This window comes from Bradyrhizobium sp. SZCCHNS3016, from assembly GCF_032484535.1.
Lineage (GTDB): Bacteria > Pseudomonadota > Alphaproteobacteria > Rhizobiales > Xanthobacteraceae > Bradyrhizobium.
In genome coordinates, this window is sequence record NZ_JAUETE010000021.1 from 18,986 (window position 1) to 45,191 (window position 26,206).

The 26,206-nt window shown below is 64.8% G+C and carries 24 protein-coding genes and 1 pseudogene; 7 read left to right on the forward strand and 18 right to left on the reverse strand.

Going from position 1 to position 26,206, the window contains the following annotated elements; genetic code table 11:
* Nucleotides 1-75 precede the first annotated feature (75 nt).
* Complete coding sequence (locus tag QW881_RS29335) at nucleotides 76-810, forward strand: response regulator transcription factor (protein ID WP_316158135.1); 735 nt, start codon at nucleotides 76-78, stop codon at nucleotides 808-810.
* Here QW881_RS29335 and QW881_RS29340 read toward each other — a convergent pair.
* Together QW881_RS29340 and QW881_RS29345 are read right to left on the reverse strand one after the other, a co-directional pair.
* The gene (locus QW881_RS29340; protein WP_316158134.1) at nucleotides 764-2,116 is read right to left on the reverse strand and encodes a hybrid sensor histidine kinase/response regulator; all 1,353 of its coding nucleotides are present in this window, start codon (nucleotides 2,114-2,116) and stop codon (nucleotides 764-766) included. The genes QW881_RS29335 and QW881_RS29340 overlap by 47 nt on opposite strands.
* Complete coding sequence (locus tag QW881_RS29345; protein ID WP_315778458.1) at nucleotides 2,113-3,285, reverse strand: FIST N-terminal domain-containing protein; 1,173 nt, start codon at nucleotides 3,283-3,285, stop codon at nucleotides 2,113-2,115. Before QW881_RS29345 ends, QW881_RS29340 begins: the two co-directional genes overlap by 4 nt.
* Before the next feature lie 215 nt (nucleotides 3,286-3,500).
* Between QW881_RS29345 and QW881_RS29350 the strand changes: the two genes are divergently transcribed.
* Nucleotides 3,501-3,872: a c-type cytochrome gene (locus tag QW881_RS29350; RefSeq protein ID WP_316158133.1), complete on the forward strand. Its 372-nt coding sequence runs from the start codon at nucleotides 3,501-3,503 to the stop codon at nucleotides 3,870-3,872.
* Nucleotides 3,873-4,728: 856 nt separating this feature from the next.
* Here QW881_RS29350 and QW881_RS29355 read toward each other — a convergent pair.
* The 5 genes from QW881_RS29355 to QW881_RS29375 all read right to left on the reverse strand — a co-directional run bounded on the left by QW881_RS29355 (nucleotide 4,729) and on the right by QW881_RS29375 (nucleotide 7,785).
* Nucleotides 4,729-5,049 carry a hypothetical protein gene (locus QW881_RS29355; protein WP_315755217.1) on the reverse strand — a complete coding sequence of 107 codons (321 nt, stop codon included), beginning with the start codon at nucleotides 5,047-5,049 and terminating at the stop codon, nucleotides 4,729-4,731.
* Between the two features lie 215 nt (nucleotides 5,050-5,264).
* Nucleotides 5,265-5,459, reverse strand: coding sequence for a hypothetical protein (locus tag QW881_RS29360; protein WP_315733718.1), 195 nt, complete (start codon nucleotides 5,457-5,459; stop codon nucleotides 5,265-5,267).
* A 43-nt stretch (nucleotides 5,460-5,502) separates the two neighbouring features.
* Nucleotides 5,503-5,736 (reverse strand): type II toxin-antitoxin system HicB family antitoxin, encoded by a 234-nt coding sequence (locus QW881_RS29365; protein WP_315755216.1) that lies wholly within the window; start codon nucleotides 5,734-5,736, stop codon nucleotides 5,503-5,505.
* Nucleotides 5,733-6,347 (reverse strand): hypothetical protein, encoded by a 615-nt coding sequence (locus QW881_RS29370; protein ID WP_316158132.1) that lies wholly within the window; start codon nucleotides 6,345-6,347, stop codon nucleotides 5,733-5,735. Before QW881_RS29370 ends, QW881_RS29365 begins: the two co-directional genes overlap by 4 nt.
* 508 nt (nucleotides 6,348-6,855) lie before the next feature.
* Nucleotides 6,856-7,785, reverse strand: a complete 930-nt coding sequence (locus tag QW881_RS29375; RefSeq protein WP_316158131.1) for a hydrogen peroxide-inducible genes activator — start codon at nucleotides 7,783-7,785, stop codon at nucleotides 6,856-6,858.
* A 227-nt stretch (nucleotides 7,786-8,012) separates the two neighbouring features.
* Between QW881_RS29375 and katG the strand changes: the two genes are divergently transcribed.
* Entirely contained in the window at nucleotides 8,013-10,193 is a 2,181-nt protein-coding gene (gene katG / locus QW881_RS29380) for a catalase/peroxidase HPI (RefSeq protein WP_316158130.1), read from the forward strand.
* A 96-nt stretch (nucleotides 10,194-10,289) separates the two neighbouring features.
* On the opposite strand, the gene QW881_RS29385 is transcribed toward katG, so the two are convergent.
* Nucleotides 10,290-11,105: a lytic transglycosylase domain-containing protein gene (locus QW881_RS29385; RefSeq protein ID WP_409998861.1), complete on the reverse strand. Its 816-nt coding sequence runs from the start codon at nucleotides 11,103-11,105 to the stop codon at nucleotides 10,290-10,292.
* Nucleotides 11,106-11,451: 346 nt separating this feature from the next.
* On the opposite strand from QW881_RS29385, the gene QW881_RS29390 reads away from it, so the two are divergent.
* Nucleotides 11,452-12,621, forward strand: coding sequence for a patatin-like phospholipase family protein (locus QW881_RS29390; RefSeq protein ID WP_315755212.1), 1,170 nt, complete (start codon nucleotides 11,452-11,454; stop codon nucleotides 12,619-12,621).
* A 108-nt stretch (nucleotides 12,622-12,729) separates the two neighbouring features.
* Nucleotides 12,730-13,311 carry a PepSY domain-containing protein gene (locus tag QW881_RS29395; protein WP_316158129.1) on the forward strand — a complete coding sequence of 194 codons (582 nt, stop codon included), beginning with the start codon at nucleotides 12,730-12,732 and terminating at the stop codon, nucleotides 13,309-13,311.
* Between the two features lie 9 nt (nucleotides 13,312-13,320).
* On the opposite strand, the gene QW881_RS29400 is transcribed toward QW881_RS29395, so the two are convergent.
* The 9 genes from QW881_RS29400 to QW881_RS29440 form a co-directional block, all read right to left on the reverse strand.
* The gene (locus QW881_RS29400; RefSeq protein ID WP_315755210.1) at nucleotides 13,321-14,013 is read right to left on the reverse strand and encodes a helix-turn-helix domain-containing protein; all 693 of its coding nucleotides are present in this window, start codon (nucleotides 14,011-14,013) and stop codon (nucleotides 13,321-13,323) included.
* Nucleotides 14,014-14,161: 148 nt separating this feature from the next.
* The gene (locus tag QW881_RS29405; RefSeq protein WP_315755209.1) at nucleotides 14,162-14,881 is read right to left on the reverse strand and encodes an HAD-IA family hydrolase; all 720 of its coding nucleotides are present in this window, start codon (nucleotides 14,879-14,881) and stop codon (nucleotides 14,162-14,164) included.
* Complete coding sequence (gene cbbX, locus QW881_RS29410; RefSeq protein WP_315755492.1) at nucleotides 14,878-15,822, reverse strand: CbbX protein; 945 nt, start codon at nucleotides 15,820-15,822, stop codon at nucleotides 14,878-14,880. The genes QW881_RS29405 and cbbX overlap by 4 nt, the downstream gene beginning before the upstream one ends.
* A 164-nt stretch (nucleotides 15,823-15,986) precedes the next feature.
* Entirely contained in the window at nucleotides 15,987-16,403 is a 417-nt protein-coding gene (locus QW881_RS29415; protein ID WP_315755208.1) for a ribulose bisphosphate carboxylase small subunit, read from the reverse strand.
* Nucleotides 16,404-16,477: 74 nt separating this feature from the next.
* Nucleotides 16,478-17,938 carry a form I ribulose bisphosphate carboxylase large subunit gene (locus QW881_RS29420; protein WP_315755207.1) on the reverse strand — a complete coding sequence of 487 codons (1,461 nt, stop codon included), beginning with the start codon at nucleotides 17,936-17,938 and terminating at the stop codon, nucleotides 16,478-16,480.
* A gap of 35 nt (nucleotides 17,939-17,973) precedes the next feature.
* Nucleotides 17,974-19,056 (reverse strand): class II fructose-bisphosphate aldolase, encoded by a 1,083-nt coding sequence (gene fba, locus QW881_RS29425; protein WP_315755206.1) that lies wholly within the window; start codon nucleotides 19,054-19,056, stop codon nucleotides 17,974-17,976.
* A gap of 44 nt (nucleotides 19,057-19,100) precedes the next feature.
* Nucleotides 19,101-21,152, reverse strand: a complete 2,052-nt coding sequence (gene tkt, locus QW881_RS29430) for a transketolase (RefSeq protein WP_315755205.1) — start codon at nucleotides 21,150-21,152, stop codon at nucleotides 19,101-19,103.
* Nucleotides 21,149-22,024 carry a phosphoribulokinase gene (locus QW881_RS29435; RefSeq protein WP_315755204.1) on the reverse strand — a complete coding sequence of 292 codons (876 nt, stop codon included), beginning with the start codon at nucleotides 22,022-22,024 and terminating at the stop codon, nucleotides 21,149-21,151. The genes tkt and QW881_RS29435 overlap by 4 nt, the downstream gene beginning before the upstream one ends.
* A 35-nt stretch (nucleotides 22,025-22,059) precedes the next feature.
* Nucleotides 22,060-23,103 carry a class 1 fructose-bisphosphatase gene (locus QW881_RS29440; protein ID WP_315733743.1) on the reverse strand — a complete coding sequence of 348 codons (1,044 nt, stop codon included), beginning with the start codon at nucleotides 23,101-23,103 and terminating at the stop codon, nucleotides 22,060-22,062.
* 136 nt (nucleotides 23,104-23,239) lie between these two features.
* Here QW881_RS29440 and QW881_RS29445 point away from each other — a divergent pair, with 136 nt between their 5' ends.
* Together QW881_RS29445 and ppsR are read left to right on the forward strand one after the other, a co-directional pair.
* A complete protein-coding gene (locus QW881_RS29445) occupies nucleotides 23,240-24,160 on the forward strand; it encodes a LysR family transcriptional regulator (protein WP_315755203.1) in 921 nt (306 codons plus the stop codon).
* A 476-nt stretch (nucleotides 24,161-24,636) separates the two neighbouring features.
* On the forward strand, nucleotides 24,637-26,010 hold the full coding sequence (gene ppsR / locus QW881_RS29450; RefSeq protein WP_315755202.1) for a transcriptional regulator PpsR: 1,374 nt from the start codon (nucleotides 24,637-24,639) through the stop codon (nucleotides 26,008-26,010).
* 5 nt (nucleotides 26,011-26,015) lie between these two features.
* Here the strand turns inward: ppsR and QW881_RS32655 are convergent.
* A pseudogene (locus QW881_RS32655) lies at nucleotides 26,016-26,134 on the reverse strand (magnesium chelatase ATPase subunit I); the annotation flags it as partial.
* Nucleotides 26,135-26,206 lie beyond the last annotated feature (72 nt).

The following is a 26,206-nucleotide window of genomic DNA, read 5'->3' on the forward strand; positions in this document are numbered from 1 at the left end:
GCGCACTGGTTTGAATGTCAGATCCGCGACAATGAACAAACCGGATCTCCGATCCGGCCGGGGGGTGACAGGCACGTGGCTCGATTGCTCATCGTCGAGGACCATCCGCTGTTTCGCGAGGCGCTGGAGAGCGCGATCCGCTCCGCTCTGGCTGATGCCGAGATGCGCGAGGCAACATCCATCGACATGGCCGTCGATCTTCTGTCATCGCCTCCGAGATTCGACCTGATCCTGCTCGACCTCTCAACACCCGGAACGACCGGGCTCTCCGGCGTGATCCGCATCCGCAAGACCGCGCCGCGCACACCGATCCTGGTGGTTTCCGCGCATCAGGACCCGCGCCTCGTCGCCCATGTTCTCGCGCTGGGTGTCTCCGGCTATATCTCGAAATCAACCTCGAAGCAGCAACTGGCCGACGCGATCAAGGCGGTGCTGCGCGGCGAGGTCCACATTGAAGGTGGCTCCCTCTGCGCCGGCGTGCGCCGTGGCCGACTTCCCGCTCAATATCTCCTGAAGCGTCTTCACGAGCTGACGCCGCAGCAGCTGCGCGTGCTCGACCTGATCCGCCGCGGACTGCAGAACAAGCAGATCGCCTTCGAGCTCGGGATCTGCGAGACGACGGTGAAGGTCCACGTCTCTGAGATCCTGCGAAAGCTCCGCGTGATGAGCCGGACCAAGGCCATCATCGAGATGGAAAAGATCGACTTCGTGAACCTCATCAGCGGGCCGCGCATGCCGGCGCGGGCGAGCGGCGTTGACGCGCTCATGACAGCAGGAACGACAACAGCGCGCGAAGCTCCGCAGGCCTGACCGGCTTGGTCAGGATCTCGAGCCCGTATTGGCTCGCTTCCCTGGCTGCATCTTCGGAATAGTCAGCGGTGACGATCATGGCCGCAACATCTCGGCTGAGGAATTGCCGGATGTCCCGGATGGCGGCAAGCCCGCTCTCGTCGCCATCCAGGTGAAGATCCGCGATGATCGCCTCGGGGGCCGCCCCGAGCGCACTCAGGCGCTGCAGCGCGTCCTTCGACGAGACCGTGGCCACGACGTCGCAGCCCCATTTCTCCAGCAGACCGACCATGGCATCGGCGGTGGCCAGGTCGTTTTCGATCAACAGGATCTTGGCGCCTTCGAGCCCGCCATAATCGTGCTCGACGTGCTCAGCAGGATGCGGATCCGGCGGTACGGCTGCCGGGTCTGCCCGGTCGAGCGCGAGCTTGAATGTGGATCCATGGCCAACCCGCGAAGCCAGCCCGACCTCATGGTCCAATGCATTGGCGAAGCGACGGACGATCGACAGGCCGAGCCCAAAGCCGGCCTGGTCCTCGGCGCTCGAATGACCGCGCTGGAATTCGAGGAAGATCGCTTCCTGCTGCGGCTTGGGAATGCCAGGGCCGGTATCGTAGACCTCGATGCGAACCCGGCCTGCCCCCGGTCCGCGCCGGCATCCCATGACGACGCCGCCTCGCCGCGTGTAGCGCAGAGCGTTCGCGAGGAGATTCTGCAAGATGCGCCGCAGCATCATAGCATCCGAGACCACCGCGACCGAGCAGGGACAAATGCGCAAGGACAACCCGCGTTTGGCCGCGATCGGGGCGAATTCGCGTTCGAGCGGCTCGAACAGGCTCGAGATCAGAACGGGCCTCACGTCGGGCCGCAGGGCTCCGGCATCGAGCTTGGCAATCTCCAGCAGGGACCGCAGCAAATCTTCCAGCATGGCCAGCGAATGGTCGACCTGGCCGACCATGGCTGTGCCACGATCGGACGAGACTTCGTCCGCCAAGGTCGACAGCGTCAGCCGCGCCGCGTTGAGTGGCTGAAGCAGATCATGCGTGACGGAGATGAGAACCGAGGATTTCAGGGAGCTGGCCGCTTCGGCCTGCTGCTTGGCCCGAAACAGGTCCTTGTTGGCCGTTTCGATCGAACGCAGCGCATCGCGCAGCTGCCGCGTCCGCTCGCGCACCTGCTGATCGAGTGCGATCGCCGTTTCGAACAGTGAGAACGCATTGAACTGCTGGTCTATCGAGCGCTCGACCCGGGACATCAGTGCGGCATTGATCTTCCTGAGCTTGGCCGCCTCGCGCTGCAGGTCTTCCGGAGACCCGGCAACAGTCATTGCTGCGCCCCTGGACGCTTGCCGATCGCGACGCCGGTCAGCGTCTGATTGACGTGCATTGAACCGTACTGCTCGCCATAGGTATGGAACCCGACGATCCGGTTATCGCGATAGAGCTCGGACATTTCCCGCGCGAACTGATGCTGCTCAGCGTCGAGACGACGGAGGATGCACTCGAAACCGATGAAGATCGAGACCTCGCCGATGTCGTCTCGAACCTCGGCCAGCATCTCGCGGGCGGCGGCCACGGAGTTGCGCGACCTTGCCGCCGTCAGCACCATTCCTTCGTCGATCGCGCAGAAGAACCGCAGCGAGCCGTCAGGGCTGACGCGCTGAATCGAGCGCGCGAAATAGGAGCCGCCGACGCGCACCAGCACCGGATGGGCTGCAAACAGGAACGGGTCGAGCTCGGAATCCGCGATGCCCACCGCGCGGCAATATTCCTCCGCCGCCGGCTCGGCATTGAGCTGCTTGACGATACGCTGTTCGAGATCGGCCTCCGTCACCACCATCTTGGTCGAGGTCGGCTCGAAATTGTCACATTTGAACAGCCGGAACGGCAATGACGTCCTGATCAGGATCAGCACCGCCATGTCCGTATGCGCTTTGCCGTCGTGAAAGACCCAGGTGCGCTCGAAGCGCAGACCATCGCCGGCCGACCCGCCGACCAAGGGGATATTGTCGAGCGACGCATAGATCGCCGACATGATCGCCTCTTCGCGCTGGCACATGCCATCGATCAGGACGAGCCCGAACACGCCGTCATCGTCGCGACCGCCGTGCCGCGACAGATCCTGCCTCAACTGGATGCCAAGGCGGCGGCCCTCGTCGACGCGGAAGCCCGACAGCCCGAAGATGGGCTGTGCGAATACCGTGAAATCATCGGCGGCAAAGCCGAGAGCGACGACGCTGTTGTCGTCCCAGCCATCGGGCGACAGCTCTCCAGCCGTCGTACAACCATACACGGGGATGTCTGCGAGACGGGTCGTCACTTCCGCCATGAACGCGTTTGGGTCGTAGTGGGGCGACAGGAAGATCAGCACCATGGCCAAGCCGTCAGCCGGCAACTGGCCGCAGATGTCGGCCGCCGCGGCGGCCTCCGTCGCAGCCTTCGACTTCGCCGCAATCACGCCAGACGGACGCGCGGGCCGAGGATCGGCGTCTCCCACCGGGCACCTCCCAGAACGACACTTTGGGTTTCGTGTTGGTGATCGTTCGTTTTTTTAGAAGATTAAGCCAATTGAGCAGCAACGGCAACTGCGCGGCTTGATCCAGAACAAGGACTTGAGCCGGGCTGTCGTCAGATCATCTGCGCGGATCGGCTCAGCGGCATGGCCGCGAGGCTGGCCCGCGCCCGCTCCGGATCAAAAAGGGAAGGATTCGCATGCTCCGCCGCATCGTTCTTGTCGTTGTTCTCGCAAGTCTGGCGTCGAGCGCCCGGGCGCTGGATGGGGATCCCGTCGCTGGGAAGGGCATCTTCCAGCGCATCTGCCAGAATTGCCACTCTGCCGAGATAGGCATCAACAAGGTCGGCCCGAGCCTCTGGAACATCGTCGGACGGCAACCGGCGGCTGTACCGGACTACGCCTATTCCGAGGGCATGAAAAAAAACAGCGCGCCTTGGACCACGACCGCGCTGGATGCCTATATCGCCGATCCGCGCGGGGACGTTCACGGCGTCAAGATGTATTTCAAGGGATTGGCGGACGCGAAGGAGCGGGCCGACGTCGTCGCCTATCTGTCGACGCTGAAATAGCGCAGCCGAGGAAGCCTACGCTACCGCAAGGCCTCCTTACGCGTTAACTGCACTCGTCACAGAATCTGTACTCTGCTCTCCACGTTGACCCGCAAAGGGCGGCTGTTGCGGGGCAACACTCTCACGTCTTCCTGCTTCCCGCGTCAGAACGCGGTTCGCCAGACTGCGGCCGCTGGTATGCGATCGATCCCTGTCCGCCGACTGCTTCCGGATTAATATCTCAGGCCGGCACAACAGCGTCGCCGCCGATGGCACGGTCATTGTCGGCACCGGCATCAATCCATCCGGCAACACCGAGACGATCATGCGCTGCAAGTGGCGGAAGGTCGTTATCTGACGGGGGAGTTTGACCGACACTCCCTCAGTTAGACTGGGCGGGACTTCCCAATCGCGAAGCTCAGCCGCTTGTGTGCAGGAAGGCTCTACGGCCCAGGCATGCCTCCAGCCGGTCTTTTTTTGAGGACTCAGCGTTTGCCAGCTCTCGGAAAATGCATTGTGTACCAATGATGGCGTCCGGACAACACGAGGTGGCCCCCTGATTGCCAAGTGATCTTAAGGTTCCCTGCGGAATCGAGCCCCTGTTTCAGCCTAGAGAGGATGTTGCCCCTGACGGGCCGCACCAGTCCCGCACCAGAAACGATCCGAACAAACCGCAACGAACTCAATCGAAATCGAACGAGAACGCCGCAAAATCGACGAAGCCGATCGATACCTTGCCGCTCATCCCGCGCGGCGCCCTGCGCCCAGGTCGTGCATCGATCATGTCCCTCTGAATGAGGAGAGCGCGAGAGGAAGGCCGGACCCCGGCTGAGGCCCGGATCGCGATCTGCGATGGCGCAGGGGAACGCAGGGACACTCAACAATGAGCCGGGCCAGCTTTGTCCTTCAGGATCTCGCGGGCCGCGATCGCGATACGCCGGCACAGAGCCAACGCGGTCTCCCTGTCCTTCACATGGAAGAGCTCGTCGCTGATCAGGCGGTCGGCGAGCCAGGCGCGGAAGGCCTGCTCGCTGTCCGCCGTGAACGTGCCGTCCTCATAGACGAATCCACTGAGGGGCCCCTCGATCACGTAATCCGTCTCATCGGCATGTTGCGAGGACCGCGCGCATTGCGCCCAGACGCGGCCTTCCTCGTCGACGACGGCCAGCACGCCGTCATCGCGCTGTTCGACTTTCATTCCTACCTCCGCAGCGCGTGAACAAAGGCGAGCCTTCTCCACGTCATTGTGAGCGCTGCGACGCAATCCAGAGTCTTTCCGTAGAGGCAGTCTGGATTGCTTCGTCGCTGACACTCCTCGCAATGACGGAGGAGACGTGATGCGCTCTCTGTCCGCCCCGAGCCTGCCGCCTGCCCCCGGTCCGCGTGCCGCACGATACGGCCGCCGCCGGATCGCTAGCCCTGCCGCGGACAGTTGATCTCCTTGTAGACGGCGTCGGCGAACGCCTTGATGCCGGTGTTGATACGCAAGGGCGAGGTCAGCGTCTGATAGGTGACGATGCCGCGCGTGATCGACAGCACCTTGTAGCTCTCGGCGATCTTCGTCTTGTAGCACTTGCCGACCTGGATGGCGTCCTCTGTCAATGGCATGCTGTCTCCCGTCGCATTGGCGTCCCGGACCTCACATCAAGAATCACGCCAACGGCACGGCAGCTCGCGCCGCGGCCGGGACCGGCGGCCCGCGATCGACGGCCTTGAGCGCATCGAGACATGCCAACAGCGCCTGCTGACCGTCGGCAACCGCCTCCTCAGCGTGGGCGCCGATGCCGATGACCCCGGGGATGTCAGGGAAGGTGACGAGAAAGCCGCCACCATCCTCGGCGCCGAGCGCCGTGACCTCATAGGCATAGACGCGGGAATCGCTCATCGCGCCGCCTCGTCCATTCCGTCGATCATCGCCACGAAGGCCCGGACATGCGGCGGCCTGATCCTCGCCTTCAGCGGGATCGTCACGCAATTCGGGACCGCGGGATGCAGGAACACCTCGTGGGTGCCGGTGATCTTGCGAAACTTGATCGCGTATTGCGAGGCGATGATCTCGAAATCGACCGGCTTCCAGTCGCCGCCCGGACTAGCCCGCAGCGCATCGATGCGGCGTGACTGCGTCCGGCCCTGTCGGCTTTCCGACACGCCGCCGCACGTCGCTACGCCGTTGTCCCTCGCGGCGTCGTCCGTCGTGGCGCCGCGGCCCTCGGGAAGTACCAGTTGCAGGAAAGCCGCGATGAAGTCACCGACCGTGTCGCTGCGATGCGCCAGGCGCCAGTTCTGCGACAGCACGAGGCTGGCGCCGCTCGCTGCATTGTAGCGCGCAACGAGTTCGTCCATCATGGTCAGGACCCTGACGACGCTTAGATTGTAGGGCTCCTGGGTGAACTTCCGCGCGAGGTCGACGCGCTCCCGCCTGAGGCTCGCGTTCTCGATGAGCCAATCGATAATCGTGGCAGCCCAGAGCTCCCGGGCATTGCGCGGCTCAGACATGGACCGTTCTCCAGGCACGCGGTCTCGACCAGCAAGCCGCGCGAGCGGCGAACCGACCGACCGAGATCACAATCCGACGGCATCGCCACACCGCATGCGCGTCGGACGTTCAACCGCTCGCGGAGATCGATACAAGACTTATGCCATGGGAAAGCAGAACATCAGAGGCCATCACGACGGCGCGTTCCGACCCAGCGGGGCGCAGCGGAGGTCTCATCATCCGGCAAGCCGTCACGCCAGATCGCCTGCGCGATCTGGCGCGCAGACGATCTCGTGTCAGAGGATCAATCGGCCGATCTCACCACCACGGGCCGCGCGAAGGACCACCCAACCATCATAGCGATGCCGCCAATATGGACGGGCATCGTATGGACGACCGTAGTACGGCCCGTAGCCGACGCCGACATAGCCGTAGAGAGCTGCTGCCGCCCGTTCTCCTTCTCCGGCAGGAGACGGACAAATCTCCGCATCGCGGGACGTTCCGGGAGGAAACGCACGACGGCTGCGCTCACCCTCGCCGCTTGCGGCCCTGCCCGGTCGCGGCCTGCTTGCGCAGACCCTCGGCCGCGCTGCCGACGATCTCGGAAATCTGCATCAGTTGCTTGGCGAGCGGGCTGGTCTTGCGCCAGACCATGCCGACCGTGCGCTGCGGCTGCGGATCGGCGAAGCGCGCCAGCGACACCGACGCCGAGCGCGTCTCGACGCCGACCGCCATCTCCGGAATCAACGTCACGCCCATGCCGGCGCCCACCATCTGCACCAGGGTCGACAGCGAGGAGGCATCGAGCATCTCGCGCGGCGCCTGCATGTTGCAGAACGACAGCGCCTGGTCGCGAAAGCAGTGCCCCTCCTCCAGCAACAGCAGCCGCATCTCGCGCAGCATCTCGCCACTCGGCACCGCCGCGCCTTCATATTCCGGCGGCCGCACCAGCAGGAAGTTCTCCGCGAACAGCGCGACCTCAGTCAGCGACGGCTCCGAGACCGGCAGCGCGACGATGGCGGCATCGAGGCGGCCCTCGACCAGCTCCTCGATCAAGGTCGGGGTCTTGGACTCGCGGACGTGGATGTCGATCTCGGGATGTTTGCGCGTCAGGTTCCCGATCACCTTGGGCAGCAGATAAGGCGCAATCGTCGGGATCATGCCGAGCCGGAGCCGGCCGGTGAGCTTGTCGCGCGAGGCGCGGGCGAAGTCGCCGAGCTCATCGACCGAGCGCAGGATCTCGCGCACGCGCTCGGCGAGCTGCTCGCCGAACCGGGTCAGCACGACCTGGCGGGCGTTGCGCTCCAGCAGCACGCCGCCGAGCGCCTCCTCCATCTCCTTGATCTGCATCGACAGCGCCGGCTGCGAGATCGCGCAGGCCTCGGCGGCGCGGCCGAAATGCCCCAGACGCGCCAGCGCGTCGAAATAGCGAAGCTGCCGCATCGTCAAATGTATCATCAGATTATCTTATCGATCATCGCCACGAAGTCAATTTTCCTGACCACAATCTTGAGATGCGGACGTAACGCACCGTGTCCATATGCGTTTGGACAGCGTCACACCATATTCATCAGATAATCTTATCGTTACGATCATCAATCTCAATTTCCCCTGATCGAAGTAGCCGCGTAGGGTCCCGGCTCCCACCCCAGGGGGAACCATGACGATCACGTCAGGAGGCAAACATGGATGACGTCAGCAAGTGCCCGTTCTCGGGCGGCTTGAAGGGATTTTCGAACAAGGATTGGTGGCCGAACCAGCTCAATCTGTCGGTCCTGCATCAGCACTCGAACCTGTCCGCCCCGCTCGGCGAGGCGTTCGATTACTCCAAGGAATTCAAGAGCCTCGATCTCGACGCGCTGGTCAAGGATCTGCACGCGCTGATGACCGATTCGCAGGAATGGTGGCCGGCCGATTTCGGCCATTACGGTCCGCTGTTCATCCGCATGGCCTGGCACGCCGCCGGCACCTATCGCATCGGCGATGGCCGTGGCGGCGCCGGCACTGGTCAGCAGCGCTTTGCGCCGCTGAATAGCTGGCCAGACAACGCCAACCTCGACAAGGCGCGCCGCCTGCTGTGGCCGATCAAGCAGAAGTACGGCCAGAAGATCTCCTGGGCCGACCTGTTCGTGCTGACCGGCAACGTCGCGCTGGAATCGATGGGCTTCAAGACCTTCGGCTTCGGCGGTGGTCGCGCCGATACCTGGGAGCCCGAGCAGGACATCTATTGGGGGCCCGAAGGCAAGTGGCTCGCGGACGAGCGCTACAGCGGCGACCGCGAGCTCGCGGGCTCGCTCGCCGCCGTGCAGATGGGCCTCATCTACGTCAACCCGGAAGGCCCGAACGGCAATCCCGATCCGCTGGCTGCCGCGCGCGACATCCGCGAGACCTTCGCCCGCATGGCGATGAACGACGAAGAGACGGTGGCGCTGATCGCTGGCGGTCACACCTTCGGCAAGACCCACGGCGCGGGTGATGCGTCGCTGGTCGGGGCCGAGCCGGAAGGCGCCGACATCGCGCAGCAGGGTCTCGGCTGGGCCAGCAAGTACGGCTCCGGCAAGGGCGGCGATACCATCACCTCCGGCCTCGAAGTGATCTGGACGACGACGCCGACCAAGTGGAGCAACAACTTCTTCTGGAATCTGTTCGGCTATGAATGGGAGCTGACCAAGAGCCCGGCCGGCGCGCACCAGTGGAAGCCGAAGCATGGCGCCGGCGCCAACACCGTGCCGGATGCGCATGACAAGTCCAAGCGCCACGCGCCGTCGATGCTGACCACCGACCTCGCGCTGCGGTTCGATCCGGCCTACGAGAAGATCTCGCGCCGGTTCATGGAGAACCCGGATCAGTTCGCCGATGCCTTCGCCCGCGCCTGGTTCAAGCTGACCCATCGCGACATGGGTCCGAAGGTGCGCTACCTCGGCCCGCTGGTGCCGAAGGAGGACCTGATCTGGCAGGATCCGGTGCCGCCGGTCGACCATCCGCTCGTGGACGACAACGACGTCGCGTCGCTCAAGGCGAAGATCCTCGCCTCGGGTCTGTCGGTGTCGCAACTGGCGTCGACGGCCTGGGCCTCGGCCTCGACCTTCCGCGGCTCGGACAAGCGCGGCGGCGCCAATGGCGCGCGCATTCGTCTCGCTCCGCAGAAGGACTGGGCGGTCAACAACCCGGCCGAGCTCGCCAAGGTGCTCTCGACGCTCGAGGGCATCCAGAAGGAGTTCAACGCGCAGGCCTCCGGCGGCAAGAAGATCTCGCTCGCCGACCTGATCGTGCTGGCCGGCAATGCCGGGGTCGAAGCGGCGGCCAAGAAGGCCGGCGTCGAGGTGACCGTGCCGTTCGTGCCCGGCCGCACCGATGCCTCGCAGGAGCAGACCGACGTCGAGTCGTTCGCGGTGCTCGAGCCGAAATATGACGGCTTCCGCAACTATCTCAGCGGCCAGCAGTGGCTGTCGGGCGAGGAGCTGCTGGTCGACAAGGCGCAACTGCTCACCTTGACCGCGCCGGAGATGACCGTGCTGGTCGGCGGCCTGCGCGTGCTCGGCGCCAACGCCAACGGCTCCAAGCATGGTGTGTTCACGGCGCAGACCGAAACGCTCTCGAACGACTTCTTCGCCAACCTGCTCGACATGGGCGTGGTCTGGCGTCCGGTCGATCAGGGCGAGCACACCTTCGAGGGCCGCGAGCGCAAGTCAGGCGCGATCAAGTGGACGGCCACCCGCGCCGACCTGATCTTCGGCTCGCACTCGCAGTTGCGCGCGCTGGCCGAGGTCTATGCGAGCTCGGATGCCAAGCAGAAGTTCGTAAAGGACTTCGTCGCCGCCTGGACCAAGGTGATGAACCTGGATCGGTTCGAGCTGAAGGCCTGAGGCGACAAGCCGACTGACCGACACCAAAGAGAAGCGGCGCTTCAGTGATGAAGCGCCGCTTCTTTCATTTCAACATGCTTGCCAGTTGCAAGCCTGTCAGCGCGCCGCGGCCGAGCCGCCGCCATCGATCTGGCGGCCCATCAGCGCGATCGCCTTCTGATAGACGCCGGCGGCGTTCCAGGCCTCGATGGCGGCGAAGTTCGGCTCGCCCGGCTGATAGCCGGCGCCTGCCTTCCAGCCGTTGGCGCGCAGGAAGTTCGCGGTCGAGGCCAGCGCGTTGGCGGCGACGTCGAGATTGCCGACTCCGTAAGCGAGGATGTTCTTCGGCATGAATTGCGTCTGCCCGACCTCGCCATGCATCGAGCCGCGGGTGTTGCCCGAGAGCACGCCGCGGTCGATCAGCTTGAGCGCGGCATAGAGCTGGTCGGTGAAGAACTCCGGACGGCGGCAATCATAGGCGAGCGTCGCGATCGACGACAGCATGTGCTGATTGCCGCGCTGGCTGCCAAACGCGCTTTCCATGCCCCAGATCGCGATCAGGGGTCCGGGCGGCACGCCGTAGCGCTGCTCGATCGAGGCGAACATCGCCGCCTGCGACTGCTTGAGCTGGCGGCCGCGCGCGACGATCGCCGCAGCCCCGCGCTTGGCGAGGAACTGATCGAGCGAGAGCTGGAAGCTGCGCTGGCCGCGATCGGCGGCGACCGTCGCCGAGGCGTAGTTGGTCTGCATCAACGCGGCGATCGCGGTGCCGCCGACCCCCTTCGCCCTCGCCTCCTCGCTGAATTCGCGCTTCCACGCCTCGAACCCCGCCGGCGACGAGCCGCACTGCGCCGCCTGCGCAACGCCGCCGCAGGCTGCGAGCAGCGTCGCGGCAGTGAACGTGAAGGTGATCATGGCCCGCCGGTTGATCATTCAGACTCCTCTGGTCGCGTCCGCCGATGCGGCCTGCATCGTGCCCCTGTCGGAACATCAGACGCCGCTGCGCGGCAATATCGGCCGCCCCTGGTTGAAACGGCGACAACCTATCGGAAATGGAAGAAAATCATAGCCGGCGGCGCGTGAGCCGCAGATGAACGCGCCGAGCGCCGCCTGCGATCGAGCAGCAGGACGATCGGCCCAGGCTGCCGTGCAGGTTCCAAGATCCAGCTCCCGCAATCGTGATCCGCGGATACGCGGATACGCGTCGATCGCCTTCGGGCTTGATCAAATCGCAATAACTATACTATACGGTTTCGTTTAGTGAACGGATGGGTGGGACGTGCGATCGCGTTGGATCCGAGCGGCAGGGAGTCTGGCCGCATTCTGCAGCCTGGCTCTCCTGCTCGGCGGCTGTGCCGCCGTTCAGCGCGCGGCCTATTCGGCCGACGACGCCAAACGCGCCACGATCGACGGCTTTCGCGCGATCCGGATGTGGGCCGATGCGCCGGCCGCGAGCTTCGACAACGCCGCGTTCAAGCCGCAGCCGCAACCTGGCAAGCCCTTCGCCTATCTTGCGCTGTCCGGCGGCGGCGGCGACGGCGCATTCGGCGCCGGCGTTCTCAACGGCTGGAGCGAAAGCGGCGCTCGTCCCGAATTCACGATCGTCTCGGGCGTCAGCACCGGTGCCCTGATCGCTCCGTTCGCCTTCCTCGGGCCAGCCTACGATGCGACGCTGAAGGAGATGTATACGAGCGGGCTCGCCAGCTCGTTCGCGGCCTCCCCCAACGCGCTCAACGCCGTGTTCGGCTCATCCCTGTTCGATGGGCAGCCGCTCCGCGACGCGATCAGCCACTACACGACGCCGGACCTGCTCGCGGCGATCGCCAGAGAACACGCCAAGGGCCGGAGACTGTTCGTCGTGACCACCGACCTGGACGCGGGGCGCCCGGTGTTGTGGAACATGGGTGAGATCGCCTCGGCGCGGACGCCGCGCGCGCTCGACCTGTTCCGGCAGGTCCTGACCGCGTCCGCCAGCGTTCCCGTGGCGTTTCCGCCGTCGCTGATCGCGGCCTCCTCCGACGGCAAGCCGATCGAGGAGATGCATGTCGACGGCGGTGTCTCGACCCAGGTGTTCACCTTTCCGGACCGTCTGTTGATGCAGCCCGAATCATCGCGGCGCATGGCCTCAGCGAGGCCCGCCATCTACATCATCATGAACGGCCGGACGTCCACCGATTTCCAGCCGGTCGAAAACAGCGCCAAGGCGATCGCGATCCGCTCGCTGGCCATGAAGAGCAAACGCGAGATCCGGAGCTACCTCTCGGCCACCTATCAGTTCGCCCGGCACAATGGCCTGGCCTTCAACATGACGGCGATCGACCCGTCCGTCCCCGAGGGCCAAGGCGTCGGCTTCGACACCGACTACATGCGCTCGCTCTACACCCTCGGCCATGACGGCGCGCGCTCGGGTCGCTTCTGGATCCAGACGCCGCCGGCGCCGTTACCTTGACAACCGCGCCGCCGACAATTATAAAACGATACAGTTTCGTTTTATCGCAACCGTTTCCCAAGGGAATGCTCTACAAGCACCGACCGAGATCGGAGACAGCAGGCCGTCATGAAACGAATCATTCTGTTGACCTTGATCCTGCTGTCATGGACTCCCCTGGCGCACGCCGTCGCCGGGACCGGCATGCAGACGGAGGGGGATCCGCAAGCCTCCACCGATCCGGCGCTGAGCCAGGAGACGATTGATCGCGAGCTCGACAAGTTCAGGCGGACGGAGGTGTCACTGCACCAGGCGCTGCGAATCGCCGAAAGGATTCATCCTGGCTCCAAGACCGCGGACATCAGCTTCGAGGGTGGGCTCGACGCCCCCGTCTACAAGGTCCGAACCCTGCAGCGCGGACGGATCTGGGAATCCGACATCGACGGCACCACGGCAAAGGTGCGCAACAGCGTGCTGTTCTCGACCGTGGACGGACTGAGCGAAAGCGACCGTAACAGCCTGGCCGCCCTCACCACGGTCCGGCTCAAGATGTCGGATGCGATTCGGATCGCCGAGCGCTCGGCGGCCGGCCGGGCGATCAGTGGCGGCCTGATGAACAAGGACGGCAAGCTCGCCTTCATCGTGGTCGTCGTCAGCGGCAACGATCTCAAGCAGGTGACGCTCGAACCGTCATTGCTGCGGCGACGCTGATCGCGCTGCTCAGGCCTTCGGCTGCAGCGCCAGGAACGTCTTGACCCGGTCACGGACGAAGCCGGGCAGCTCCCTGCGGATGGTCCGTTCGCTTTCGCCCATCAGCGAGCGCATGATCACCGGCATGACGATCAGGTCGATGAAGATCTCGGCGGAGGCAGCCGACGCCTTCGACGGCGCGCGGCGGGCGGTCGTGGCCGAGGCGCTGATCGTCTCGGCGAGCAGCACCGCCACGGCATGGGTGGCGCGCTTACGCGAGACGTCATGAAACTGACAACTGAGATCGGGAAACCGGTAGGCCTCCCCGATCGTGACCCGTAACAATCCGAGCGATTCCTTCAGCGCGCGATCGACGATGGCGATGGCAAGTCCAACCAGCTTTTCCTGTGCAGTGCCGGCGACCGGCGTGTAGGCCCCGAGATTCATCACGTCGTTGATGGAGTGCTCGACGACGGCGGCAAACAAGGCGGCCTTGCCGGTGTATCGGGCATAAATCGTCGGCTTGCTGGCGGGCGCGCGTTCGGCGATCTCGTCGATGCTCGCGCCGTCAAAGCCGCGCTCGAGAAACACCGCGCGCGCAGCGTCCAGAATACGTTCCTCGATGTTTCCAGCCAGCGCCTTCGGCGGCCGTCCCACCCGACCGCGAAACGCTTCCGTGCGTGCAACGTCCGTACGTTTCAATTTGGCCTGCGTGCGGGCCATACTCAACGACCTCGACTCGACATGAAGACATATCGTTAAGGGATTACACGTTCTTGTCGAGACGGCAATAGAACGACTACGCCACGCGGCTATGCGCATGATGGCGTACATAATCGGCAATGCATCAACACAGACACCTCAAAATACCTCAGGCAACAAGCACGAGGTCGTCGAGCACAGCGAGCGCACCGTCGAACGTGTCGTCATGAAAGTAGAGGCTGCGCGTGATCAGCACGGGAACGCCGGCGCGGGTCGCAGCCATCAACCCGTTACCGGAGTCCTCGATCGCGATGCAACTGGCCGCCGGTAGATCGAGCTGCGACAGGACCTCCAGGTAGACATCGGGCGCAGGCTTCTTGCGCGCGACATCGTCGGCCGCCACGACGGCGGCAAATCCTGCCTCCCAATCCACGCCCAACACGGGCGCCAGCAGGGCATCGATATTGGCGCGCGTGGTCGTCGTCGCGATCGCGAGCCGCTGCCCGCGTGCCGAGGCAGCCCCCAGCAATGCTTGAACGCCCGGGCGCAATGGGCATCCCTTGTCGGCCATCAGCGCGGCAAACCGCTCCGTCTTGATGCGATGAAGCCGGGCAATGACGGCGTCGCTCAGCGGCGGCCCCGTGCGCCGCATCTGGTCGAAGGCGCGAATGCGCTCCTTGCCGCCGGCGACGCGCAGCAGCTCCTTGTAGATGCGGCGGCCCCAGTGCCAGTCGATGCCGACCGCGACAAACGCCTCGTTGAAGGCCTCGCGATGGATCTCCTCGGTCTCGGCCATGGTGCCGTCGACATCGAAGATCAGCGCGCCGGCGTCGGCGATGCGGCGCCTGAGATCGTCGAGCGGCGCGTTCATCACCAAAGCGAGACTCATGATTGCGCCTCCGCTCTGCCGTCGCCCGCGTCGGCGCCCTTGGCGAACACGCGACTCGCCAGCACGTCGCTGGCTTCGATCGACATCACGTCATCGGACGTCAGCACGCGGTCGAGCCGCGACACCAGCCGGTTGGCCTGGCGCAGGCGGATCCGATCCAGCGCGTTGCGGATCGAGCGCGCGTTCGAGAACAAGGATTGGGTGCGCCGGACGGCGATGTACTTCTCGAAAGCGGCGCGGGCCTCCGGGGTGAAGCGGTAATTCTGCCCCTCCAGCATCATCTCGGAGATCGTCAGCAGCTCGGATTCCGAATAGTCGGGGAAGTCGATGTGGTGGGCGATGCGCGAGCGGAAGCCGGGATTGCTCTGGAAGAACTTCTCCATCCGGTCGGCATAGCCGGCAAGAATGACCACGAGGTCCTCGCGCTGCGACTCCATGATCTGCAGCAGGATCTCGATCGACTCCTGGCCATAGTCGCGCTCGTTCTCAGGACGGTAGAGATAGTAGGCCTCGTCAATGAACAGGACGCCCCCCATCGCCTTCTTCAGCACCTCCTTGGTCTTCGGCGCGGTGTGGCCGATATATTGGCCGACGAGATCGTCGCGGGTGACGCTGATGACATGGCCGCGACGGACGAAGCCGAGCCGGTGCAGGATCCCCGCCATGCGCAGCGCGACCGTGGTCTTGCCGGTGCCGGGATTGCCGGTGAACGACATGTGCAGGGTCGGAAACGTCGTCGCCAGCCCCATCTTGCGGCGGATCCGCTCCATCATCAGCAGCGAGGCGATCTCGCGGATCCGCGTCTTGACCGGCGCGAGCCCGACCAGCTCGCGGTCGAGCTGCTCCAGCACGGGCGCAATATCGACGCTCTCGAACTCGCGGCGCAGGTCGACGGTATCGACCGGCGTCGCCTGGGTGGTGTCCGCCTGCGTGGCCTGCATCATCCGCTCGTGCTCCGTTCGGGACGCTCGCATCAGATCGCCGTGCGTTCGAACCTGGCAGCAACGAAGCAACGGCAAATAGAAGGTGATATGGCCGCTCCGGGCGGAGATCCCTGCCACGCTGCAGACCTGCAGGCGCAGCAGCGACCTCCGCCCGCCAGGGATCAGTAACGCTGGCCTTCGGGGCGCTCGGCCGCGTAGGACCGCGTCGAATAACGCTGATTGCGCCCGACGGTTTCCTGCCGGTCGAGCCGGAAGCCCGGCTCGTTCTGCGGCCGGTTGACGATGAAGGACAGCCGGGTCGACTCCCAGCCGTGGGTGGAGTCGAAGGCCGAGATGCGGATGTAGCGGTCGCCATAGATCTTCCGGCATTCGGCCAGCTCGCGCATGATCCCGGCGGCGTCACGCAGGTCGAACATCGGCAGGCCCCACATCTCCCAATAGGTGTTGCGGGGATGCGGATCGTCGGTGAACTCGATGTTCACCGCCCAATTCTTCTCGAGGCAATACTGGATCTGGGCCGTGATCTGCGCGTCGGTCAGATCGGGTAGGAAGGAAAAGCAGCCTTGGGTCACGCGCATGTTGATGTCTCCTGATGTGGCTGATGCGGGCGAGCGGGCTCCGGCCCGCGTCGCGGCGGCGCATCGAATAATGACTAGGCGGCGGGAGTGACGGTCGGCACGAAGTCCGGCGAGTCGGTCGATTCGTAGTTGAAGGTGACGTCCTTCCAGATCTCCAGCGCCTCGCGCAGCGGCGTGCAGGTCTGCGCCGCCTTGGCCAGGATCTCCGGGCCCTCATGCACGTAGTCGCGGCCCTCGTTGCGGGCGAGGATCATCGCCTCCAGCGCGACGCGGTTGGCGGTCGCACCGGCGGCGATGCCGCGCGGATGGCCGATGGTGCCGCCGCCGAACTGCAGCACGACGTCCTCGCCGAGCAGGTCAAGCAGCTGGTGCATCTGGCCGGCATGGATGCCGCCCGAGGCCACCGGCATCAGCTTGTTCAGGCTCGCCCAGTTCTGGTCGAAGAACACGCCATGCTCCAGCCGCATCGGATTGAAGTCCTCGCGGCAGATGTCGTAGTAGCCGCGTGTGGTGTTCGGGTCGCCCTCGAGCTTGCCGACCACGGTGCCGGCATGGATGTGGTCGACACCGGCGAGCCGCATCCACTTGGCGATGACGCGGAACGACACGCCGTGCGCGCGCTGCCGCGTGTAGGTCGAGTGTCCGGCGCGATGCAGATGCAGGATCATGTCGTTCCGGCGGGCCCACTTCGCCATCGACTGGATCGCGGTGTAGCCGATCACGAGGTCGATCATGACAACGCATGACCCGAGCTCCTTGGCGAACTCGGCGCGCTCATACATGTCTTCCATGGTCGCTGCGGTAATGTTGAGATAAGTCCCCTTCATCTCACCGGTGGCCGCCTGCGCCTTGTTGACCGCCTCCATGCAGTACAGGAAGCGCTCGCGCCAATGCATGAACGGCTGCGAGTTGATGTTCTCGTCGTCCTTGGTGAAGTCGAGCCCGCCCTTCAGCGCCTCGTAGACGACGCGGCCGTAGTTGCGGCCGGACAGGCCGAGCTTCGGCTTGACGGTGGCGCCCAGCAGCGGCCGGCCGAACTTGTCGAGCCGCTCGCGCTCGACGACGATGCCGGTCGCCGGTCCCTGGAACGTCTTAACATAGGCAACCGGCAGCCGCATGTCCTCCAGCCGCAGCGCCTTCAGCGGCTTGAAGCCGAACACGTTGCCGATGATCGACGCCGTCAGGTTGGAGATCGAGCCCGGCTCGAACAGATCGAGGTCATAGGCGATATAGGCGAAGTAGCTGCCGGGCGAGCCCGGCACCGGCTCGACGCGGTAGCATTTGGCGCGGTACTTCTCGGCCGCCGTCAGCCGGTCGGTCCACACCACGGTCCAGGTCGCGGTCGAGGATTCGCCGGCGACCGCGGCGCAGGCCTCGGTCGGATCGACACCGTCCTGCGGCGTGACGCGGAACAGCGCGATCACGTCGGTGTCCTTTGGCTGATAGGACGGCTCCCAATAGCCCATGCGCTTGTATTCCATGACGCCGGACTTGTAGCGATCCTTGCCGCGCACCGTGATCGATGGGTCGTTCATGTGTTCCTCCTGAATGTTCGTTATGGCCGTGGATGTCAGGCAGCTTCAGTCATTCCCCCAACTCGCGGATCGAGTGCGCCGGAGCGGTAGCGCTTGGCCATTTCGGCGAGCGGAATGACCTTGATCCTGGATGCATTGCCGGCAGCGCCGAACTGCTCGAACCGCTCGCGGCACAACTCGCGCATCGAATCCATCGCCGGCTTCAGGAACTTGCGCGGATCGAACTCGACCTTCGACGACGCGCCGACCTTGCGGAAGATCGCGGTCATCGCCAGCCGGCAGTCGGTGTCGATGTTGACCTTGCGGACGCCGTGGCGGATGCCGCGCACGATCTCCTCGACCGGGACGCCCCAGGTCTGCGGCATCTCGCCGCCGAACTGATTGAACATGTCCTGCAGCGCCTGGGGCACCGAGGACGAGCCGTGCATCACCAGATGCGTGTTCGGCAGCCGGCGATGGATCTCCTCGATCACATTCATGGCGAGGATCTCGCCGTCCGGCTTGCGCGAAAACTTGTAGGCGCCGTGCGAGGTGCCCATCGCGATCGCGAGCGCATCGACCTTGGTGGCGCGGACGAAGTCGACCGCCTGGTCGGGATCGGTCAGCAGCTGGTCGCGGCTGACCTTGCCCTCGAGGCCGTGACCATCCTCCTGCTCGCCGCCGCCATGCTCGAGCGAGCCGAGCACGCCGAGCTCGCCCTCGACCGAGGCACCGACCCAATGCGCCATGTCAGTGACACGGCGGGTGATGTCGACATTGTAGTCGTAGTCAGCCGCGGTCTTGGCGTCGGCCTTGAGCGATCCGTCCATCATGACAGAGGTGAAGCCGTACTTGATCGCGGTGGCGCAGGTCGCCTCGTCGTTGCCGTGGTCCTGGTGCAGGCAGAGCGGAATCTGCGGATACATCTCCTCCAGCGCGTCGATCATCTTCGCCAGCATGATGTCGCCGGCATAGGAGCGCGCGCCACGCGAGGCCTGGATGATCACGGGGGCGTCGACCGCCGCGGCCGCCTCCATGATCGCGAGCCCCTGCTCCATGTTGTTGATGTTGAAAGCCGGCACGCCATAGCCGCGCTCGGCAGCATGGTCCAGCAATTGTCTGAGCGTGATCCGCGCCATGTTGATCTCCGTCCCTGTTTCGATGTTCTGTTCTGTGACGCGGCTCAGGAAGCCCGCGCCCGGATGATGTTGCGCATGGCCGCATCGGCGACCGCCGCAGGCGTGATGCCGAATTCGCGGTACAGCACCTCGGCCGGCGCCGAGGCACCAAAGCCCTGCATGCCGACGAACTCGCCGGCATCACCGAGCCAGCGCGCCCAGTCGCCCTCGATCGCAGCTTCGACCCCGATGCGTGGCGCATGGCCGAGCACCTCGGCGCGATACTCTGCCGCCTGCTTGCGGAACAATTCGAAGCACGGCGCCGACACCACCGCCGCCTGGACGCCTTCGGCCGCCAGCAGCTTGGCCGCCTCCAGCGCGATGGCCACCTCCGAGCCGGTCGCAATCAAAGTCACGTCGCGACCGGCCTCGGGCTCGATGACCACGTAAGCGCCGAGCGCTACCTTGTTGTGATCCGATGCCTCGGTGCGGAACGCCGGCAGCGCCTGCCGCGACAGGCACAGCACTGACGGCGAGGTCTCCGCACGCAGCGCGCAATCCCAGGCTTCCGCCGTCTCGACCGCGTCGGCCGGGCGGAATACCAGGAGGTTCGGAATGGCGCGCAAGCTCGCGACATGCTCGACCGGCTGATGCGTCGGGCCGTCCTCGCCGAGGCCGATGGAATCGTGGGTCATGACGTGGATGACGCGGATGCCCATCAGCGCGGCCAGGCGAATCGCCGGCCGGCTGTAGTCGGCGAACGCGAGGAAGGTGCCGCCATAGGGAATGAAGCCGCCATGCAGCGCGATGCCGTTCATGGCCGCGGCCATCGCATGCTCGCGCACGCCATAGTGGATGTAGTTGCCGTCCATGGTCGCGGGCGTGACGGACTTGTGCGTTTTTGCCTTCGTGAGGTTGGAGTGAGTGAGATCCGCCGAGCCACCGAGCAGATTGGGCAGCACCGTCGCAATGACATCGATGACGTTCTGCGAGGCCTGTCGGGTGGCGATCTTCGGCCGCTCGGCGGTGAGCTGCGCGATGAACTGCGCCATGCGCTCGGTATAGGTGGCCGGAAGCTTCTTGTTCAGCGCGTCGTGGCAGGGCGACCGGTCCGCGGTGCACAGCTTGCGCGCACGCTCCTTCCAGGCCTGGCGCACGCTGCGGCCGCGCGCGCCGATCTCGCGCCAGCTCACCAGCACGTCGGCCGGCACCTCGAACGGGCGGTGGGGCCAGTGCAGTGCCGCGCGGGTCTTCTCGACCTCCTCCGGCCCGAGCGGCGCGCCATGCGCCTTCTCCGAGCCCTGCCGTCCGGGTGAGCCGAAGCCGATCGTCGTCCGGCACGCGATCATGCTGGGACGATCGCTCTGCCGCGCCGCTGCGATCGCCGTGGCAATCGCTTCCGGATCATGGCCGTCGATGCGGCAGGTCGCCCAGCCAGAGGCGGCAAAGCGCGCGAGCTGATCATCGGAGCACGCCAGCCCGGTCGAGCCGTCGATCGAGATGCCGTTGTCGTCGAACAGCACGATCAAACGATTCAGCTTGAGATGACCCGCGAGCGAGATCGCCTCATGGCTGATGCCCTCCATCAGGCAGCCGTCGCCGGCGATCACGTAGGTGTAGTGATCGACCAAATCGTCGCCATAGCGCGCGTTCATCAGGCGCTCGGCGAGCGCCATGCCGACCGCCGTCGCGATGCCCTGCCCGAGCGGACCGGTCGTGGTCTCGACGCCCGGCGTGTGGCCATACTCCGGATGCCCGGGCGTCTTGGCGCCCCATTGCCGGAACTTCTTCAGCTCAGCGATCGTGACCGCCTCATAGCCGGTCAGATGCAGCAGCGCATAAAGCAGCATCGAGCCGTGTCCGGCCGACAGCACGAACCGGTCGCGATCGGGCCAGGCCGGATCGGCGGGATCGAACTTCAGGAAGCGCTGATACAGCACAGTGGCGACATCGGCCATGCCCATCGGCATGCCGGGGTGGCCCGACTTCGCCTTTTCGACGGCGTCGATCGCGAGGAAGCGGATGGCATTCGCCATCTCCGCATGGCTGGGATCGGCCTTGATATCGGTCTTGCTATCAGTCTTGGGGGCCAGCGTCTGCACGGCGGTGGCGGTCATAGCGTGCGCCTCTTTCGGTCCATCAGTTGCATGATCATGGGGGTGAGAATGAGCTGCATGGCGAGATCGAGCCTGGAACCATGGATCACGATCGAATTCGCGCGCGACATGAAGCTGCCCTGGATCATCGAGAGCAGATAAGGAAAGTCGATGCCGCGCGGATTCTTCAGACGGATGACGACCATCGATTCGTCGGGTGTGGGAATCCAGCGCGCGATGAAGGGATTCGACGTATCGACGGTCGGCACCCGCTGGAAGTTGATGTCGGTCTCGGAGAATTGCGGAATGATGTAGTTCACATAGTCCGGCATGCGCCGCAGGATCGTGTCGGTGACCGCCTCGGTGGTATAGCCGCGCGAGGCACGGTCGCGGTGCAGCTTCTGGATCCATTCGAGATTGATGACCGGAACAACACCGATCTTGAGGTCCGCATGCTGGGCAATGTTGACCGTCTCGGTGACGACAGCGCCATGCAGGCCTTCGTAGAACAGAAGATCGGACTCTTCCGGCAGCCGCGTCCAGTCGGTGAAGTTGCCGGGCCTTGTGTCGTAGAGCCGCGCCTCCTCCTCGTCATGGACGTAGTGGCGCGTCATGCCCGTGCCGGTCTCGGAGTAGTCGCGGAAGGTCTTCTCGAGCTCCTCGAACAGGTTGGTGTCGGGGCTGAAATGGCTGAAGTGCTTGTTGCCGCGCTCGGCCTCTTCGACCATCTTGCGGCGCATCTCCTCGCGATTGTAGCGATGGAAGGCATCGCCCTCGATATAGGCCGCCTTGACGTTCTCGCGGCGGAAAATGTTCTCGAAGGTCTTCTTGACCGACGTGGTGCCGGCGCCCGATGAGCCCGTGATCGAGATGATGGGATGACGACGTGACATGACTTTTCTCCGGAAGGCGCGTTCGGCAGGCTGGCTCAGCGGAACAGGCCGCGCCGCGCGAACAGGGGCGCATCGCTGGTTTCGAACAGCGGCTCGACACCCTCATGCAGCTGGTCGACGTCGCGGACAAGGCGAACGTCGCCCATGATCAGCGGCGCGCGCTGATGCGGCGAGCGCGCCGACAGTTCGAGAATGCGCGAACGGCCGCTCGAGGCCGAGCCGCCGGCCCATTCCATGATCAGCGCCATCGGATGCGCCTCGTAGACCAGCCGCAGCCGGCCCTCACGATAGCCGGGGCGGGAGTCGGCCGGATAGAGGAACACGCCGCCGCGCATCAGGATGCGATAGGCCTCGGCGACCAGCGAGGCGATCCAACGCATGTTGAAGTCGCGGCCGCGCGGGCCCGCGGCGCCCGCCAGGCATTCGTCGACATAGTTGCGCACCGTCCCGCTCCAGTGCCGGCGGTTCGAGGCGTTGATGGCGAACTCCGGCGTATCCTGCGGGATGCGGATTCCGGACTTGGCGAGCATGAACTCGTGCAAGGTCGGATGCAGGACGTAGAGATCGACGCGGCGGTCGATCGCGAGCACCAGGCAGGTCTGCGGTCCGTAGACGAAAAAGCCGGCGGCACGCTGCGCGGTGCCGGGCTCGAAGAAGCTGGAGAGCACGTCGCGGCCGCGCGGCCGGATCGAGAAGATGGTGCCGACCGAGATGTTGTTCTGCAGGTTCGAGGAGCCGTCGAGCGGGTCGATCGCCACGCAAAGTGGAGCAGCAGCGTTGACCGTTTCCGGCCGATCGACCTCTTCGGACAGGATGCCGGCGACAGGAGCCCGGCGCAGCGCATCCCGCATCAGATTGTCGGCGACGATGTCGAGCGCCTTCTGGACGTCGCCGTCGGCGTTCACGGTGGCGGCGCCTTCGTCGACGCCGGACAGCGGCGCGATAGCGATCTGCCGCGCGAGCTCGCGCGCCGCCTCGGCCAGAGCCTCGATGACCGCGGCACAATCGGCGTCGGCACCCTGCGCCGCTAGATGTGCCTGCAATGTCTGATGATGATCCATGGGCCACTCCCTTGCCATCAGCCCATTCTTTGGAGAGCTTGATGCGTGCGGCACGAAGGGGTCGTGCCGCACCCCCATCAAGGCCTGGTTTGCGTGATTAGGGAAATTTCTTTATCTTTGGATCGACAAAAGTTTTCCTTATATCGGGGGTTCCATGAGCCGGCGCTTCTCACGCGACCTCACCATTCGCCAGCTGCGCGCGCTCGCAGCCGTGCAGGAGTCCGGATCGGTCACCTCCGCGGCCGGCCGTCTTCACCTGACGCAGCCTGCGGTCACGCTGCAAATTCGCAACCTTCAGGAGCTCGCCGGCCTGCCGCTGATCCAGCGCACCACCGACGGCATGATCCTCACCGAAGCCGGACGCAGCGTTCTGGCGCTGGCCGAACGCGTCGAGGCGGCGCTGCAGGATTGCGAGCAGGCGCTCGACATTTTGGCGGGGCGCAGCGGCGGCAGGGTCGCGATCGGCGCGGTCAGCACGGCGAAATATTTCGTTCCCTTCGCCATCGCGGAATTCTCGCGACGGTTCCCCAAGATCGACGTCACCCTGCGGATCGGCAATCGCGACACCATCCGCGAAGCGCTCAGAGGATACGATCTCGACATCGCCATCATGGGACGGCCGCCGGCGGACATTCCCGTCGACATGCGGCCGATGGGCAAGCATCCGCATGTCATCGTCGCGCCGGCGGGGCACCGGCTCGCGCGCCGAAAACGGATCGCGGCCGCAGAGCTCGCGGGCGAGGTGTTCATCACGCGCGAGAGCGGCTCGGGAACCCGCATGCTGATGGAAACCTTCCTTGAGAAGCACGGTCTGCATCTCAAGACCAGCATGGAGATGGACAGCAACGAGACCATCAAGCAGGCCGTCATCGCCGGCCTCGGCATCGCCTTCATCTCGCAGCACACGGTGTCGCACGAACTCTCCGAGGGCCGCCTGGTCACCTTGAAGGTGCCCGGACTGCCCGTGATCCGGCAATGGCATGCGGTACGGCGCGCCGACAAGCTGCTGCTGCCGCCGGCGCAGGCCATGCTGGATTTCCTCGGCAAGGAGGGCGCACGGTTCCTGCCCCGTTGACGGCACGGTGAGGGACCGGCGTGGTGGCACCGTGCGCGCGCACGTCGATGTGCGCGCGCACCAGACCTCACGCGGCCTGCACCAGCCCCATCTCGGCCCAGATCGCCGAGAGTGCCGTCGGCCGAAATTGCCAACACGATCGTCGCAACCACACCCGCTCTCAGCATCCTGCGTTGTCCCGATTTTCCGAGTCCTCGCGCAGCTATTCCTTACAGTTATTAGTGCAATGGATACTTGTCATGCCATGTGTCGGTGAAATGATCGCTGAAAATGAGCGGTCAAGCCGCAGTTTGAACATGCGGCAGGCGCAGGGATACAGTTGGAAGTATGTGTTTGTAAATAAGCCTTGACACTGAGGGCGCAGCATGGACTGTCGAGTCTCTCAAGACGTTAGCGGGATGCGACCTAGCGCCTTCAAGATGCGCGCCGACGGCGTCGGCCGTGGTCCTTGAGCGTCTCCAACGGGTGCCTAGACCATGGCCGAATTTCACGGTCCACGCGCCGACGTGACATTGCTGCTCGACATGGACGGCGTGATCCGTGAGGCGACGCTGTCTCCCAACATGTCATCCGAAAATGTCGCCGCGTGGCTTGGCCGTCCCTGGTCCGAGATCGTCGACGGTGCGAGCGAGAAGATCGAACGCATCATGCAGGACACCAAGCGGACCGGCATTTCCGCATTCCGCCAGATCACGCAGCGCTTCCCCAGCGGCCTCGAACTTCCGATGGAATTCACGACTGTACTGCTCGGCGGTCGGGCTGGCATGCTCGCGATCGGCAAGAACCTGCAGGCCGTGGCCGAGCTGCAGGCCCGGCTGATCTCGGCCCAGCAGACCATCGAGCGCGACTATTGGAAGCTGCGCGAGATCGAAACGCGCTACCGGCTCGTGATCGAGGATTCCAACGAGGCCGTACTGCTGACGAAGGTCCGGGATCTGCGCATCGTCGAAGCCAACCGGACCGCGGCCTCCGCGCTGGGGACATCCGGCCGCCGCAGGGACAATCTGGTCGGCCGCGAGTTCCTGGAGGAGATTCCAGCCACGGACCGCGAGCTGGTTGAACAGATGCTGAGACGCGTGCGCGACCAGGGCAAGGCGCCCGGCCTCGTGGTCCATCTCGGCGAAGAGGCCGTCCCCTGGATGCTCAGGGGATCCCTGATGACCAGCAATACCGGGCCGATGTTCCTGCTGCAGATGGCGCCGATCGGCAAGGCTGCGCAGCCCGGCCTCGTGCCGGACAATCCCGAAGCGCTGATCGACAACCTCCCCGACGCCGTCATCAGCATCGACGGCGGCGGTGCCATCAAGCGCGCGAATCGCGCGTTTCTGGAACTGGTCGAGATCGGGTCGACGGAGGCGGTCATCGGCGAGAAGCTGAGCCGCTGGTTGACGCGCCCCGGCGCCGACCTTTCGGTCCTGATCTCCAACGTCGAGCGCCACGGCACCGTTCGGCTGCTATCCACGACCATCCAAGGCGAGCTCGGCACCGAAACGGAGGTCGAGATCTCGGCTGCGGCCTATGGTCTGGACGGCCATCCCCGGATTGCGCTGGTGCTGCGCAACGTCGCCAGGCGGCTGTTGCCGACTGCGGAGCATGACAACCTCAGGGTCGCGCTGGCCGCCCTGAACGAATCCGTCGGCAAGACTCCGCTGCGCAAGCTGGTGAAGAGCACGGTCGAGGTCGTTGAACAGCATTACGTCCGTGCCGCGCTCGAGCTCGCCAATGGGAATCGGACGTCGGCCGCCGAAATTCTTGGTCTCAGCCGCCAAAGCCTTTACGCCAAGCTCGATCGGTATGACCTCAGCCAACCAGAAGAAAGCGACGACGAGGAAACCGAAAAGGGGAGCTAGTTGCCCGCTGCGAGCGCGCGGACCGCGGTCGACTTGCCGCCAGCACGCCGCCGACCCTGGGATCGACAGCCGCGATCATCAGCATCAGCTTCATTTCGTCCTGGCCGACGATGGCCGAGAACGGAAGGCGATCCCCATGAGCTTCCCCTGCACCGCGACGAGTTCCCGTCGCGTTGTCAGCATGAGATCACAATCA

Excerpts from the sequence above, each read along its gene's own strand:
- QW881_RS29340 (WP_316158134.1), bottom strand. The coding sequence starts at position 2,116 with ATGACTGTTGCCGGGTCTCCGGAAGACCTGCAGCGCGAGGCGGCCAAG.
- QW881_RS29350 (WP_316158133.1), top strand. The coding sequence starts at position 3,501 with ATGCTCCGCCGCATCGTTCTTGTCGTTGTTCTCGCAAGTCTGGCGTCG.
- QW881_RS29355 (WP_315755217.1), bottom strand. The coding sequence starts at position 5,049 with ATGAAAGTCGAACAGCGCGATGACGGCGTGCTGGCCGTCGTCGACGAG.
- QW881_RS29360 (WP_315733718.1), bottom strand. The coding sequence starts at position 5,459 with ATGCCATTGACAGAGGACGCCATCCAGGTCGGCAAGTGCTACAAGACG.
- QW881_RS29365 (WP_315755216.1), bottom strand. The coding sequence starts at position 5,736 with ATGAGCGATTCCCGCGTCTATGCCTATGAGGTCACGGCGCTCGGCGCC.
- QW881_RS29370 (WP_316158132.1), bottom strand. The coding sequence starts at position 6,347 with ATGTCTGAGCCGCGCAATGCCCGGGAGCTCTGGGCTGCCACGATTATC.
- QW881_RS29375 (WP_316158131.1), bottom strand. The coding sequence starts at position 7,785 with ATGATACATTTGACGATGCGGCAGCTTCGCTATTTCGACGCGCTGGCG.
- katG (WP_316158130.1), top strand. The coding sequence starts at position 8,013 with ATGGATGACGTCAGCAAGTGCCCGTTCTCGGGCGGCTTGAAGGGATTT.
- QW881_RS29385 (WP_409998861.1), bottom strand. The coding sequence starts at position 11,105 with ATGATCAACCGGCGGGCCATGATCACCTTCACGTTCACTGCCGCGACG.
- QW881_RS29395 (WP_316158129.1), top strand. The coding sequence starts at position 12,730 with ATGAAACGAATCATTCTGTTGACCTTGATCCTGCTGTCATGGACTCCC.
- QW881_RS29400 (WP_315755210.1), bottom strand. The coding sequence starts at position 14,013 with ATGGCCCGCACGCAGGCCAAATTGAAACGTACGGACGTTGCACGCACG.
- QW881_RS29405 (WP_315755209.1), bottom strand. The coding sequence starts at position 14,881 with ATGAGTCTCGCTTTGGTGATGAACGCGCCGCTCGACGATCTCAGGCGC.
- cbbX (WP_315755492.1), bottom strand. The coding sequence starts at position 15,822 with ATGCAGGCCACGCAGGCGGACACCACCCAGGCGACGCCGGTCGATACC.
- QW881_RS29415 (WP_315755208.1), bottom strand. The coding sequence starts at position 16,403 with ATGCGCGTGACCCAAGGCTGCTTTTCCTTCCTACCCGATCTGACCGAC.
- QW881_RS29420 (WP_315755207.1), bottom strand. The coding sequence starts at position 17,938 with ATGAACGACCCATCGATCACGGTGCGCGGCAAGGATCGCTACAAGTCC.
- fba (WP_315755206.1), bottom strand. The coding sequence starts at position 19,056 with ATGGCGCGGATCACGCTCAGACAATTGCTGGACCATGCTGCCGAGCGC.
- tkt (WP_315755205.1), bottom strand. The coding sequence starts at position 21,152 with ATGACCGCCACCGCCGTGCAGACGCTGGCCCCCAAGACTGATAGCAAG.
- QW881_RS29435 (WP_315755204.1), bottom strand. The coding sequence starts at position 22,024 with ATGTCACGTCGTCATCCCATCATCTCGATCACGGGCTCATCGGGCGCC.
- QW881_RS29440 (WP_315733743.1), bottom strand. The coding sequence starts at position 23,103 with ATGGCAAGGGAGTGGCCCATGGATCATCATCAGACATTGCAGGCACAT.
- QW881_RS29445 (WP_315755203.1), top strand. The coding sequence starts at position 23,240 with ATGAGCCGGCGCTTCTCACGCGACCTCACCATTCGCCAGCTGCGCGCG.
- ppsR (WP_315755202.1), top strand. The coding sequence starts at position 24,637 with ATGGCCGAATTTCACGGTCCACGCGCCGACGTGACATTGCTGCTCGAC.